Genomic DNA, 13,419 nt, shown 5'->3' on the forward strand with positions numbered 1-13,419 from the left:
GGCGACCGTCACCCGCGCGTGACACGGCCGTCCGACGGAGGTTTTTGGCCCGTCGGGTCCTACTTGTGGCCATGTCCGCAGAGCCAGACGGCGGGAGCGACGCCCGGGTTCCGGGGCTAGTCTACGGCGGCGACGACGCGCCCGAAGTCGTTCGGCTCAGACGGGAGAACGCGCGGCTTCGCCAGCAGCTCGTCGTGAAGGAACGGGAGCGGGAGCACCTCATCGCCCGGTACGAGGCGCTGCTCGCGGACGCGAACTGCGGGGACGGGGGTGGCTCCGAGCGGTCGGCCACGGAGAATCGGTCGGCCCGCGTGATCCGTCGGCTCCCGTGGCCGTTCGACCGATGATCGACCGCCGACCGCTGACCGTCGACGGGAGTTCGCCGGGAACGGACCGGCCCGCTCGACGTGTGGCGGGGGCGCAACGCCTCTAGCGATCCACGTACGTCCGAGTAAAATACGGCTGGAGCTATTTGAACGTGTAATCGGGAGGGAACGGTAATATTGGAACGGGTCGTCGCCGCCGGTTGTGTCATCACACACCACGAACGACGGGCGGACGGTTGAATCGGCCGTAGAGGAAGAACTGGACGACGTCGAGGACGGGGTGTCCGACGCGCTCGCGGAGCTCCAGGGGGCCTCCGAGGAGATCGCCGGCAGGACCGACGCGATCGTGGACCTCGGCCGCGAACAGAGCGAGGGGATGGGCGAGGTTCGCTCGGAGGTCACGGACATGAGCGCCGCCGTCGAGGAGGTCGCCTCCTCGGCCGAGGAGGTCGCGGCCGAGAGCCAGGAGGTCAGCGACCTCGCCAGCGAGGGCCGCCAGTCGGCCAGGAACGTCATCGACGCGATGGACGAGGTCCGACACGCCTCGACCACCGTCTCCGAGCGCGTCCGGAAGATCGACGACGGCGTCGACGAGATCGACGTCATCATCGACGTCATCAACGGCATCGCCGACCAGACGAACCTGCTCGCGTTGAACGCGAGCATCGAGGCCGCTCGGGCGGGCGAGGCCGGCGCCGGATTCTCGGTGGTCGCCGAGGAGATCAAGTCGCTCGCGGAGGAGTCCCAGCAGCGCGCCGCCGACGTCGAGTCGACGCTCGACGGCATCAAGTCCGACACGTCCTCGGCGGTCGACGCGCTCGACGAGAGCGACGAGCGGGTCGAAGACGGAATCAAGGAAGTCGATAATGCAATGGAGAATCTCGAGGACATCTCCGACTCCGTCGACGAACTCGACGTCGGCGTCACCCAGGTCGCCACCGCGACCGACCAGCAGGCCGCGAGCGCCGAGGAGATCTCCGCGATGGTGGACCAGACGGCCGAGAACGCGGACCGGATCCTCACGGAGGCCCGCGAGATCGACGCCGCGGTGCGCGAGCAGTCGGACGCCATCCGGAACGCCGGCGAACACGTCGACGCCATCGACGACGTCGCCGAGGACGTGCTGGCCGACGAGCGACCCTAGCCGCCCATGAGCGAATCCGGCGTCGCGACCGAACTCGAGGTGCTCGAGTTCTCCGTCGGCGGCGAGGAGTACTGCATCGGACTGGAGGGCGTCGAGGAGGTCGTCCGGATGGACGGGGCGCTCACGCCGCTCCCGAACGCGGACCGGTCGGTGCTCGGCGTGATGGACCTTCGCGGACGGACCACGTCCGTCCTCGACCCCGGGGTCGCCTTCGGCGCGGGCGGGTCACGCGCGTCCGCCGCGAACGGCGACGGCGTCGAGTACGTCGTCGTGCTCTCGGGGGACGACGGAACCGGAACGGAGGCGACGGGGTGGCTCGTGGACGAAGTGAACCGCATGGTGAGCATCGGCGAGGACGCGGTGGACACGTCCGTCGCCGACGGGCCGGTCCGGGGCGTGCTGAAGGGCGAGGACGGGTTCACCGTCTGGGTCGACCCGGGTCGGGTGAACTGAGTCCGGGCCTCACGCGGGTCGATCTCGGGAATCGGCGCTCGGACCGACGGCGGGGCTACGTCCCGTCGAGGGTGATCGTCGTCGCCTCGGTGATGCGGTCGTCCCCGAGCAGTCGGTCGAGCGTCTCCGCGGGGACCGGCCCGTCGAGGTTGTAGACGGTGAGCGCCTCGCCGCCGATGGTCTCGCGGGCGTTGAACATTCCCGCGATGTTCACTCCGGCCTCGCCGAGCACGGTGCCGACGAGCCCGATGACGCCCGGTTCGTCGCGGTTGCGCGCGACGAGCATGTGTCCGTACGGCCTCGCGTCGACGCGGTAGCCGTCGATGCGGACGATGCGGGGGTCCTCGCCCGCGAACAGCGTCCCGTCGACCGACATCGAGTCGTCGCCGTCCTCGACGGTGACGGAGACGACGCTCTGGAAGTCCTCCGTCTGGCGGGTCTTGCTCTCGGTCACCTCGATGCCGCGGTCCTCGGCGAGCTGGGGGGCGTTGACGGCGTTCACCTCGTACTCGAGCTGTGAGAACACGCCCTTCAGCGCCGATGCGGTGACGAGGTCGACCTCCTCGTCGGCGATCTCCCCCTCGTAGTGGACCTCGACGGACGAGATGCGCTCGCCGAGCAGCTGGGCGGCGATGCGCCCGGCGGTCTCGGCGACGTCGATGTACGGCTTCACGCGGGGGAACGCCGACTCGTCCATCGAAGGGGCGTTCAGCGCGCTCGTCACCGGCTCCTCCGCGAAGGCGGCGAGCACCTGCCGCGCGGCGTCGATGGCGACGTTCTCCTGGGCGGCCTCGGTGGAGGCGCCGAGATGGGGGGTGACGATGACGTCGTCGACGTCGAGCAGCGGGGAGTCGTCGGGGAGCGGCTCCTCGGCGAACACGTCGAGCGCGGCGCCCGCGAGCGGGCCGTTCTCGACAGCCTCCGCGAGCGCGGCCTCGTCCACGAGGCCGCCGCGGGCGACGTTGACGAGGTAGCCGTCGCCGAGCGCCTCCAGTTCCTCGGCGCCGATCATCCCCTCCGTCTCGGGCAGCAGCGGCGTGTGGACGGTCGCGAAGTCGGCCCGTTCGAGACAGTCGTGGAGGTCCTCGACGAGTTCGGCGCCGAACTGCTCGGCGCGCTCCTCAGAGATGTACGGGTCGAAGACGAGCAGGTCCATGCCGACCGAGTCGAGCCGCTTTGCGACCTCCTGGCCGACGCGGCCGAGGCCGACGATGCCGAGCGTCCTGTTGTTCAGCTCCCGGCCGAGGTAGTCGCCCTTCGCCCACTCGCCGTCCTTGAGGCGGGTGTGCGCCTGCGGGATGGAGCGGGCGACGGCGAACGCCATCGCGACGGTGTGTTCCGCGGCTGCGCGGATGTTCCCCTGCGGGGCGTTGGCGACGATGACGCCGTGGTCGGTCGCCGCGTCGATGTCGATGTTGTCGACGCCGACGCCGGCCCGCGCGACGATGACGAGGTCGGGCGCCGCCTCGAACAGCTCCCGGCTCACGTCAGTGCCCGAGCGCACGACGAGCGCGTTCGCGTCCGCGACGGCATCCAGCAACGCCCCGCCTTCGAGGTCGTAGCCCGTCTCGACCTCGTGGCCCGCTTCCCCCAGTAACTCGATCCCGGCGTCGTCCACCGGGTCCGTGACGAGTACCTTCATGTCCCGAGGGAGCCGCGGCGCGTGGGTAAGCCTTTCCACGACGGCGGAACTCGCCCGCCGCCTCGTGGGTATCGTGGCGGTTCGGGCGGACGGTGCCGGGGCTCCAACCCCTTCGTTTCAGGTGGAAATTTTCGCGGTTCGGGCGGGTGTTTCGTGGGATTTCGGTGTTTTGGTGGAGGCGTCTCGTTTCGTCGCTCGTTCCGGGTTCCGTCGCATCGATCGGATCGCCGTTTTCGTGGCATCGAGTGGACCGCGATTTTCCACGTTACTGAGCAGACAACGATAACCGCGACGCCGAGCGGACCACGACTGCTTGCCCACTGGCGTCCACCAGTTACCTCGGAGCGAGCACCTCGGAACTCACCCTCGCTCGCGTGAGCCTCCCCAGCCGATTCCATCGCTGGGCGCTTCGCGGGACTCGTGGTTCGAGTGACGCTTTTGGCGTCTCTCGTCATCACGAAAATCTTCGATTTTCGTACGACCGCGCTCGACCCGCGTGCTCTCGTTCGCTCCTTCGTCGCTCACGAGGGCGCGCCGGCTCGCTCATCCCTCGCACGCGTGTGCTCGCGCCACAGGGGCGCTCGCGTCACGCGCCCCAACCGCCAGCGTGCGTCACACCGGCTGACCGGGTGCGACGCTCGGCCGACCGTCCGGCGGGCGGGACTGAACGGGGCCGCGGGGGCTTTCGCGGTCGTCGCCAGCGTGGTCCAGTCGCGCAGCTGAACCCCCGGACGTCGCCAGCCGACCCCCGAACCACCGCGGCGAAGAATGGCCAGGACCACGGGGTTCAAGCCGCGGACGGCCGACCCACGGGTATGCACGTCGTCGCGTTCGACTTCGACGGGACGCTCTCGGACTCCGAGATGACGGTTCTGCTGGGCGATCGGGAGGGAGTCGCCGGGGAGATGGCGGAGATCACGGAGCGGGCGATGAACGACGAGATCAGCTACGCCGAGAGCCTCCGGAAGCGCGCGGGCCTCCTGGAGGGGCTCGACGAGGGACTCGCGGAGGATGCGTACGGCGAGGTCAGCCTGCGGCCCGACGCGGCCGACGTGATCGAGCGCCTCCGCGAGCGAGGCCACCACGTCGCAGTCCTGACCGGCGGGTTCGAGCGCGGCGTCGAGCGGGCGCTCGAACGCGAGGGGGTCGAGGTGGACGAGATCGTCGCCAACCGGCTCCCGGTCTCGGGCGGTCGGCTCACGGGCACCGTGGAGGGGCCGCTCATCGAGGGCACCAAGGACGAACAGCTGGAGCGGCTGGCCGACGAGCGGGACGTCCCCCTCGACCGGACCGTCGCGGTCGGCGACGGGGCGAACGACCTCCCGATGCTGGAGGTCGCCGGGCTGGCGATCGGCTACGAGCCGAAGCCGGCCGTCGAACCGGCCTGCGACCTCGTCGTCGGGTCGATGGCGGAACTCTCGGATCTGCTGGAGGACGAGGGGCTGCTGGTCCCCGACGTGCGGAACGAGCGGTAGAAAACGACAGCTCCCGACCGAGTGCCGCCGCGCTTCGGCGCTACTCCAGTTCCGCTTCCGCGGCGTCGAGGCCCGCCTCGAGGTCCACGTCGACGCCGGCGTCGCCCATCGCCTCGCCGACGGTCCGGACCCCGCGGAGGATCTGCTCGTCCGACAGCGACCCCATGTTCGAGACGCGGAATATCTCCCCGCCGAGGTGGGCCTGCCCGCCCGAGATGGAGACGTTGCGCTCGGCGACGGCGTCGAAGAAGTCGTCGGCGTCGCCCCGGATGGACTCCGGCAGCGCGATCGCGGTCACCGTGTTCGACAGTTCCGACTCGCCATCGGGGTTCGAGAACAGGTCCAGCCCCATGCCGACGAAGCCCTCGCGGAACGCGGCGGCCTGGCGGCGGTGGCGCTCGATGCGGGTCGGCATCGTCTCCGACTCGATGCCCTCGACGGCGACCGCGAGCGCGCGGAACAGCGGGACCGCCGAGGTGAACGGCGTCTGGTGCTGGCCGGCCTTCCGCAGGTGCCAGTCGAGGTCCTCGTAGAACGGCGCCGACTCGCCGTCGAGGTGCTCCTCGACGCCGTCGGCCAGGTACATCGCGGAGATGCCCGGCGGCGTCTCGATGGCCTTCTGGGCGTCCGTGAGCGCGACGTCGACGTTCCAGTCGTCGACCCGGAACTCGGCGCCGCCGATGCAGGTGACGCCGTCGACGACGAACCGGGCGTCGTGCTCGGCCGCGACCTCGCCGACCGCCTCGGTGGGGTTCACCAGCCCCGTCGAGGTCTCGTTGTGGACCGTCGTGACGAGCGCCGTGTCGTCGGAGACGGCGGCCTCGACGTCGGCGACGTCGATCGACTCGCCCCAGTCGGCGTCCACCCGAACGACCTCGTCGGTGTACCGCTCGGCGATGCGGGCGAAGCGCCGGCCGAACTTGCCGTTGACGAGCGAGACGACCTCGTCGCCGTCGCCGACGAGGTTGGCGACCGCGGCCTCCATTCCCATCGTCGCCGTCCCGTTGAGGACGATGCTGGTCCCGCCGGCCGAGGTGGACTCGCCGTCCGGGGTCGAGCACTCGAACACGTAGTCCAGCCCGTCCTGTGCGCGTTCGTAGACCGCTTCGAAGTCGGCCGAGCGGTGCGACACCATCGGTTCGCCCATCGCCGCCAGCACCTCCTCGCGGACCGGCACCGGCCCGGGGTTGAGCAGCAGGAAGTCGTCGTCGGTCATGACCTCGGGTTCCGTCGCGTGGGGGATAAGCCTCGCGGGGGGTGCAAGCCTCGCCTCCTCGGTCCGGTGAGGGCCGTCCGTGGGGACTCTCCACGGCCCGGTTCGTCCGCCGTCTCCACGCCGAGTCGCCTGGTTTTACGGCCCGGCGCTCCGACACCCGGTCGATGACCGACGCCCCCGGGCTCGACGCCGAGGACCTCCGCTTCGCCGAACCGGACAACCCCTACCTGCTCGACCCGGACACGGACTTCCCGCCCGCCGACTCGCTCGCCCGCGAGGAGGCCGAGGAGCAGGCGGCGCTGCTTCGCGCGGCCGTCCGCGAGCACGACCACCGTTACTACGCCGAGAACGAGCCGCTGATAGCCGACCGAACGTACGACAGGCTGTTCGAGCGCCTCGTGGAACTGGAGGAGGCGTTCGGCCTGGACGTCGACGGCTCGCCCACCCAGTCGGTCGGCGGGACGACGCTGGACGAACTGGAGACCGTCGAGCACGTCGTGCCGATGCTCTCCATCGACCAGTCCGTGGAGGAGGCCGACGTCCGCGAGTTCGACGCGCGGGTCCGGAGGGAGGTCGGCGGCCGAGGCGACGCCGAACCCGCCGCCGGGGCTGGCGACGTCGAGTACACCTGCGAGCCGAAGTTCGACGGGCTCTCGGTGGAACTCGTCTACGACGACGGCCGGTACGCCCGCGCCGCGACGCGGGGCGACGGCCGCGAGGGCGACGACGTGACCGAGCAGGTCCGGACCATCCGCTCGATCCCGGACCGCCTCGGCGGCGACCCGCCCGAGTTCCTCGCGGTCCGCGGCGAGGTGTACATCCCGCGGGACGCCTTCCAGGAGCACAACCGCGAGCGCGTCGAGCGCGGCGAGGAGCCGTTCGCGAACCCGCGGAACGCCGCCGCCGGCACCCTCCGACAGCTCGACGTCAACGCGGTCGCGGCCCGGCCGCTGGACTGCTTCTGCTACGACGTGCTCGGGTGGGAGGACGGCGGCCGCGACTCGCCCGCGACCCAGTGGGAGGAGCTCTCGATCCTCGACGACTTCGGGCTGAAGACGAACGACCGGGTCGAACTCGTCGGAGACGTCGAGGACGCCATCGACTACCGGAACCGGCTGCTGGAGGAGCGGGAGGACCTGAACTACGAGATCGACGGGACGGTCATCAAGGTGAACGACGTGGAGCAGTGCGAGCGACTCGGAACCACCGCGCGCTCGTACCGGTGGGCGTTCGCCTACAAGTTCCCCGCCCGCGCGGAGGTGACGACCGTCGAGGACGTCGTCGTCCAGGTCGGCCGGACGGGGCGGCTCACCCCCGTCGCGCTGCTTGACCCGGTGGACGTGGGCGGGGTCACCGTCTCGCGCGCGACGCTGCACAACCCCGGCGAGATCGAACGGCTCGGCGTGAACGTCGGCGACGTGGTCCGGGTGAAGCGCGCGGGCGACGTCATCCCGCAGGTCGCGGAGGTCGTCGAGTCCCGGAGCGGGGAGCCCTACCCGTTCCCGGACGCCTGCCCCGTCTGCGGGAGCGAGGTGGAGCGGGACGGCCCGCTGGCGTTCTGCACCGGCGGGCTGACCTGCGGCGCGCAGCTCGAGCGGGCCATCGAGCACTACGCCAGCCGGGGCGGACTGGACATCGAGGGGCTCGGCGAGGAGTCGGTCGAACAGCTCAGGGAGGCCGGGCTGGTCGAGTCGCTCCCCGACCTCTACCGCCTGCCGGACCGCCGGGAGGAACTCGCGGGTCTGGAGGGCTGGGGCGAGACGAGCGCGGACAACCTGATCGCCGAGGTCGAGGCCGCGCGCGAGCCCCCGCTCGCGGAGTTCCTCGCGGCGCTCGGCGTCCCCGAGGTCGGCGGCGCGACCGCCCGGAACCTCGCGCGCCACTTCGGCACCCTCGAGGCGGTCCGGACCGCCGACGAGTCGGAACTCGCCGAGGTCGAGGACGTCGGGGGGACGGTCGCCCGCATCGTCCGGGAGTTCTTCACGAACGAGGAGAACGCCGCCGTCATCGACGAACTCCTCCGGTTCGTGAGCCCGCAGGAGGCGGAGACGCCGGCCGGCGACGCGGACGAACTCGACGGCCTGACGTTCGTGTTCACCGGCGCGCTCACCCGGCCGCGGAGCGAGGCCGAGGAACTCGTCGGGCGCCACGGCGGGAACGCGACGGGGAGCGTGTCGGGCAACACGGACTACCTCGTCGTCGGCGAGGATCCCGGCGCGAGCAAGCGCGCCGACGCGGAGGCGAACGACGTGCCGGTCGTCGACGAGGAGGGGTTCGCGGAGTTGCTACGGGAACGCGGCCTCGACTGGCCGCCGAACGACGAGAGGTAACTTCCCTGCCGGCGCGCGCGACGCGAGCCCCCTCGTGGGGTTCTCGTGAGTGAAGCGAACGAGAGCACGCGGGTCGAGCGCAGTCGTTCGAAAATCGAAGATTTTCGTGATGACGAGAGACGCCACAGGCGTCTCTCGAACCACGAGTCCCGCGAAGCGAGCACACGCGCGCGAGGGACGAGCACCGCAGTGGAGCGAGCAATGCGAGCGACCGAGGAGCACAGCGGCCGCACCGACTCGACGACCGCGGGGGCTCTCCGGGACTGCTCCGCGACGACTGACCGACCTGGAAGTCGATCGCTGCGGGGCCTTCTGATCGTACCCTCGTGACTTGCAGTTTCCGACGCTAGAACCCGAAGACTCGCCCGAAACCGCTCAGAGGTCGGCCAGTTCGAATCGCCACAGCCCCAGCAGCGGCGGCACCAGCAGCCACGCGACCAGCATCGCGATGGCGGCGATCTCCATGTTCGTCGCCCACTGGCCGGCCGCCTCGGGTCCGACCTCGCCGGCCGCCAGCAGCGTCCCGGCGAGGTACTCCCCGGAGATGATCTTGAACGAGCCCGTCGGGTTGAGGAGCCGCACCAGCCGCAGCACCTCGTTCCCGGTGAGCGGGAGCCAGCCGGGCGTCCCGCCCATCAGGAAGAACTGCAGGGGGAGCTGGAGGATCTGCCACAGCGGGACGAACACGAAGTACACCGCGACGGCACCCGCGACCGCGAGCCGCTGGGACGGCACCGCCGCCGAGAAGCCGACCGCGATGGCGACGAAGACGGCCGCGAGGAAGACGACCAGCAGCGTGTAGCCGACGTACGAGCCGACGTCGAACTGGAGCGGCCCGATCGCGAGCACGAACGCGGGCAGCAGGAACCCGACGACGACGGGGACCGCCATCGCGCCGGTCCGGCCGACCACCTTGCCGAAGACGACCTCGGCCCGGGAGTGGGGGAGCGAGAGCAACAGCTTCAGTGACCCCGACTCTCGCTCGCCCACGACCGCGCCGTAGGCGATGACGAGCGCGATGAGCGGGACGAGCGTCGTGACGAGCGAACCGTTCACGAGCCCCAGCATCGCGTTCGAGGAGAACGTCCCGCCGCCGGCCGGCCGGACGATGTAGGCGACCGCCGAGACCAGCAGGACGAAGAACGCCGACAGCGCCAGCAGCCAGCGCGAGCGCACCGCGTCCTCGAAGTCCTTGCGCGCGACGGCCTCCAGGCTCATGCCCGCACCTCCTCGGTCGTGGCCACGTCCTCGCCCTCCGCGTAGTGGAGGAACAGATCCTCGAGGGAGGCCTCCTCGGTGGAGAAGTCCTTCACCGTGACGCCCTCCTCCTCCAGCGCGCCGATGACCCTCGTCTTCGCGTCGCTGTCGCAGGTGACGGTGACGGTGCCGCCGTCCGTGCTGGCCGAGGAGACGCCCGGGAGCGCGCGGACCGCCTCGACGTCGTCCTCGCTCGCCGCGTCGACGGTGACGACGAGCTGTTCCTCGCCGCCGACCGCGTCGCGCAGGCCGGCGATGCTGTCCTCCGCGACGAGTTCACCCTCGCGGAGGATGCCGACGCGGTCACACACCGCCTCGACCTGCCCGAGCACGTGGCTCGAGAAGAACACCGTCGCGCCCCGGCCGGCCTCCTCGCGGACGATGTCGCGCATCTCCTTGGCGCCCGCGGGGTCGAGCCCCGAGGACGGCTCGTCGAGGACGAGCAGGTCAGGGTCGCCCACGAGCGCCATCCCGAGCGCGAGCCGCTGTTGCATCCCCTTCGAGTAGCCGCCGGCCTTCCGGCCGGCCGCGTCGGCGATGCCGACGCGCTCGAGCATCGCGTCCGGGTCGCCCTCGACGCCCTTCGAGCGCATGGCGAACTCGACGTGCTTGCGGCCCGTGAGCCGATCGTACACGTCGTAACCCTCCGGGAGCACGCCGGTCCGCCGACGAACCGCGACCGACTCCGCCTGGGCGTCCCGCGAGAGCACCCGCACGCTCCCGTCGGTCGGCCGGACGAAGTCCAGCAGCATGTTGATGGTCGTCGACTTGCCGGCGCCGTTGGGGCCCAGGAAGCCGAAGACGGTCCCCTCCTCGACGGTGAGATCGAGGTCGCGGACGGCCGTGACGTCGCCGTACCGCTTCGTGACCCCGCGCAGCTCGATGGCTGGCATGGGCCTCGCTACCCGCGGTTCACAATAAAGGGTTTTGGGACGGCCGTCAGCCGGCACCACTTGCCGTAACTGACGTGCATATCCCTATACAGAATTATGCTCATAGCACATGACCGACGAGGACGGACGCGGCGCCCGCACCCGCGCGCTCCACGCCGGCTGGGCCGGCGATCCGGGGACGGGCGCGCGGGCACCGCCCATCCACCAGACGACGTCGTACGAGTTCGCCGACGCCGAGACGGCCGCGGACCTGTACGCGCTGGACCGGGAGGGCGACGTGTACACCCGCATCTCGAACCCGACGACCCGGGTGCTCGAGAAGCGGCTCGCGAGCCTCGAGGGCGGGGTCGACGCGGTCGCCACCGCCTCCGGGATGGCCGCCATCGACGCCGCGACGAGCGTGCTCGCCCGTGGAGGGGACAACGTCGTCGCCAGCAGCGACATGTACGGCGGCACGAGCACGTACTTCACGCACATGGGCTCGCGACGCGGCGTCGACCTCCGGACGGTGCCGACGACCGACGTGGCGGCGTACGCCGACGCCGTCGACGACGACACCGCGTTCGTCCACGTCGAGACCGTCGCGAACCCGTCGCTCGTCACGCCGGACTTCGAGCGGGTCGCCGAGATCGCCCGCGAACACGCGGTCCCGCTCGTCGTGGACAACACGTTCGGCACGCCCGCCCTCTGCAACCCGATCGAACACGGCGCCGACGTCGTCTGGAACTCGACCACGAAGTGGATCCACGGCTCCGGGACGACCGTCGGCGGCGTGCTCGTCGACGGCGGGGCCTTCCCGTGGGATCACCCCGACGCCGACTACGAGGAGCTCTCCGGGGAGAACCCGGCCTTCGGCGTCGACTTCGCGGAGCGGTTCGGCGAGCGGGCGTTCGCGCAGGTCGTCCGCCACCGCGCGGTGCGCACGCTCGGCAACTGCCAGTCCCCCTTCGACGCCTGGCAGACGCTCCAGGGGCTCGCGACGCTCCCGTTGCGGATGGAACGACACTGCGCGAACGCACGCGCGGTCGCCGAACACCTCCGGGACCACCCGGACGTCGCGTGGGTCACGTACCCCGGCTTCGAGGAGCACCCGACCCACGAGAACGCCGCGCGCTACCTCGACGACTTCGGCGGGATGGTCGTCTTCGGCCTCGAGGGCGGCTTCGAGGCGGGCAGGCGACTCTGCGAGGAAGTCGAGCTGATCTCCTTTCTCGCGAACGTCGGCGACGCCCGGAGCCTCCTCATCCACCCGGCGAGCACGACCCACGCACAGCTCGGCGAGGACGAACAGCGCGCGGCCGGCGTGAACCCGGATCTCCTCCGGCTGTCGGTCGGCATCGAGGACCCCGAAGACCTGATCGCGGACCTCGATCGGGCCATCGCGGAGGTGGTCTGAGTGGCGGAGACCGCACCGGTCGGCGAGTTCCGGTTCGCCTGCGGCGAGACGATCGAGGATCTGGAACTCGCCTACGAGACGTACGGCGAGTTCGACGGCTCGAACGCGGTGCTCGTCTGTCACGCGCTCACCGGGAGCCACCACGTGACCGACTCGGGGTGGCGCGAGGATGGTGAGGGGACCTCCACGGCCGGCCAGGCCCGCGCCTGGTGGAACGACGTCGTCGGGCCGGGGAAGGCGGTCGACACGACGGAGTACTACGTCGTCTGCGTGAACGTCCCCGGATCCTGTTACGGCTCCACGGGGCCGGCGAGCGAGCGCGACGACGGCGAGCCGTGGGGGACCGACTTCCCGCCGGTCACGGTCGGCGACTGGACGCGCGCACAGCGGCGGCTGCTCGACGAACTGGGCGTCGGACGCCTCCACGCGGTCGTCGGCGGCAGCGTCGGCGGGATGAACGCCCTCGACTGGGCGAAGCAGTTCCCCGACGACGTGCGCCGCGTCGTCCCGGTCGCGACGGCCGCGCGGCTCGACGCGCAGTGTCTCGCCATCGACGCCGTCGCTCGCCGGTCCATCACGACGGACCCGAACTGGAACGGCGGCGACTACTACGGCGACGGACCCGACCCCGACGACGGGCTGGCGCTCGCCCGCCAACTCGGGCACGTGATGTACCTCTCGAAGGGGTCGATGGAGCGGAAGTTCGGCCGCCGCGCCGCCGGTCGGGACGGGCGCCGGGACGACTTCCCGGAGGACCCTGCGGGGGCGTTCTTCCCGTACCGGGAGGTGGAATCGTACCTGGACTACAACGCGCGGTCGTTCACCGACCGGTTCGACGCGAACAGCTACCTCTACCTCACCCGGGCGATGGACGACTACGACCTCGCGTCGGAGTACGGCTCGGACGCCGACGCGCTGGCCGCCTTCGAGGGCGAGGCGCTGCTGCTGTCGTTCACGGCCGACTGGCACTTCACCGTCGAGCAGTCGCGGTCGCTGGCGGCCGCGTTCGAGTCGGGCGGGGCGCCCGTGGCCCACCACGTCGTCGAGTCGGACCACGGCCACGACGCGTTCCTCGTCGAACCGGAGTCGGTGGGGCCGCCGCTCCGGGACTTCCTCGCGGACGGCGTCGAGGGCCGGGCGGTCCGCGACGAGGGGACGGCGCCCGACGGCGGGGACGGGAGCCGGGAGCGACGCGCACCGGTCCACGCGAGCCTGTTCCCGGGGTGATCGGTCGGGACATCCGGCCGTTGATTCGGGGGCTGACAGGCGGCTCTGTCGCTCCGCCGG

Annotated in this window: 11 protein-coding genes; 7 read left to right on the plus strand and 4 right to left on the minus strand. The window is 70.9% G+C overall.

From position 1 onward, the window contains the following. Window positions 1-71: 71 nt before the first annotated feature. The 3 genes from HUG12_RS02190 (at window position 72) to HUG12_RS02200 (ending at window position 1,923) form a co-directional block, all read left to right on the plus strand. Window positions 72-347, plus strand: coding sequence for a hypothetical protein (locus HUG12_RS02190; RefSeq protein WP_179267202.1), 276 nt, complete (start codon window positions 72-74; stop codon window positions 345-347). 181 nt (window positions 348-528) lie between these two features. Then, window positions 529-1,470: a methyl-accepting chemotaxis protein gene (locus tag HUG12_RS02195; protein WP_179267203.1), complete on the plus strand. Its 942-nt coding sequence runs from the start codon at window positions 529-531 to the stop codon at window positions 1,468-1,470. 6 nt (window positions 1,471-1,476) lie between these two features. Then, window positions 1,477-1,923, plus strand: coding sequence for a chemotaxis protein CheW (locus HUG12_RS02200; RefSeq protein WP_179267204.1), 447 nt, complete (start codon window positions 1,477-1,479; stop codon window positions 1,921-1,923). 55 nt (window positions 1,924-1,978) lie between these two features. On the opposite strand, the gene serA is transcribed toward HUG12_RS02200, so the two are convergent. Then, entirely contained in the window at window positions 1,979-3,565 is a 1,587-nt protein-coding gene (gene serA, locus HUG12_RS02205; RefSeq protein WP_179267205.1) for a phosphoglycerate dehydrogenase, read from the minus strand. An 815-nt stretch (window positions 3,566-4,380) separates the two neighbouring features. On the opposite strand from serA, the gene serB reads away from it, so the two are divergent. Continuing rightward, a complete protein-coding gene (gene serB / locus HUG12_RS02210) occupies window positions 4,381-5,040 on the plus strand; it encodes a phosphoserine phosphatase SerB (protein WP_179267206.1) in 660 nt (219 codons plus the stop codon). A 40-nt stretch (window positions 5,041-5,080) separates the two neighbouring features. On the opposite strand, the gene HUG12_RS02215 is transcribed toward serB, so the two are convergent. Further along, window positions 5,081-6,256, minus strand: coding sequence for a pyridoxal-phosphate-dependent aminotransferase family protein (locus HUG12_RS02215; RefSeq protein WP_179267207.1), 1,176 nt, complete (start codon window positions 6,254-6,256; stop codon window positions 5,081-5,083). Between the two features lie 164 nt (window positions 6,257-6,420). Between HUG12_RS02215 and ligA the strand changes: the two genes are divergently transcribed. Then, the gene (gene ligA, locus HUG12_RS02220; RefSeq protein WP_179267208.1) at window positions 6,421-8,586 is read left to right on the plus strand and encodes an NAD-dependent DNA ligase LigA; all 2,166 of its coding nucleotides are present in this window, start codon (window positions 6,421-6,423) and stop codon (window positions 8,584-8,586) included. Between the two features lie 375 nt (window positions 8,587-8,961). Here the strand turns inward: ligA and HUG12_RS02225 are convergent, their stop codons facing one another. After that, on the minus strand, window positions 8,962-9,804 hold the full coding sequence (locus HUG12_RS02225) for an ABC transporter permease subunit (RefSeq protein ID WP_179267209.1): 843 nt from the start codon (window positions 9,802-9,804) through the stop codon (window positions 8,962-8,964). Next, entirely contained in the window at window positions 9,801-10,736 is a 936-nt protein-coding gene (locus tag HUG12_RS02230) for an ABC transporter ATP-binding protein (RefSeq protein ID WP_179267210.1), read from the minus strand. Before HUG12_RS02230 ends, HUG12_RS02225 begins: the two co-directional genes overlap by 4 nt. Before the next feature lie 109 nt (window positions 10,737-10,845). On the opposite strand from HUG12_RS02230, the gene HUG12_RS02235 reads away from it, so the two are divergent. Then, a complete protein-coding gene (locus HUG12_RS02235) occupies window positions 10,846-12,132 on the plus strand; it encodes an O-acetylhomoserine aminocarboxypropyltransferase/cysteine synthase family protein (RefSeq protein WP_179267211.1) in 1,287 nt (428 codons plus the stop codon). Then, complete coding sequence (metX, locus tag HUG12_RS02240; RefSeq protein WP_179267212.1) at window positions 12,133-13,359, plus strand: homoserine O-acetyltransferase MetX; 1,227 nt, start codon at window positions 12,133-12,135, stop codon at window positions 13,357-13,359. The last annotated feature ends 60 nt before the right edge of the window (window positions 13,360-13,419 follow it).

Source organism: Halorarum salinum (assembly GCF_013402875.1).
Classification (GTDB): domain Archaea; phylum Halobacteriota; class Halobacteria; order Halobacteriales; family Haloferacaceae; genus Halorarum; species Halorarum salinum.

Coding starts and splice junctions, on each gene's coding strand:
- HUG12_RS02190 (WP_179267202.1), top strand. CDS start 72: ATGTCCGCAGAGCCAGACGGCGGGAGCGACGCCCGGGTTCCGGGGCTA.
- HUG12_RS02200 (WP_179267204.1), top strand. CDS start 1,477: ATGAGCGAATCCGGCGTCGCGACCGAACTCGAGGTGCTCGAGTTCTCC.
- serA (WP_179267205.1), bottom strand. CDS start 3,565: ATGAAGGTACTCGTCACGGACCCGGTGGACGACGCCGGGATCGAGTTA.
- serB (WP_179267206.1), top strand. CDS start 4,381: ATGCACGTCGTCGCGTTCGACTTCGACGGGACGCTCTCGGACTCCGAG.
- HUG12_RS02215 (WP_179267207.1), bottom strand. CDS start 6,256: ATGACCGACGACGACTTCCTGCTGCTCAACCCCGGGCCGGTGCCGGTC.
- ligA (WP_179267208.1), top strand. CDS start 6,421: ATGACCGACGCCCCCGGGCTCGACGCCGAGGACCTCCGCTTCGCCGAA.
- HUG12_RS02225 (WP_179267209.1), bottom strand. CDS start 9,804: ATGAGCCTGGAGGCCGTCGCGCGCAAGGACTTCGAGGACGCGGTGCGC.
- HUG12_RS02230 (WP_179267210.1), bottom strand. CDS start 10,736: ATGCCAGCCATCGAGCTGCGCGGGGTCACGAAGCGGTACGGCGACGTC.
- HUG12_RS02235 (WP_179267211.1), top strand. CDS start 10,846: ATGACCGACGAGGACGGACGCGGCGCCCGCACCCGCGCGCTCCACGCC.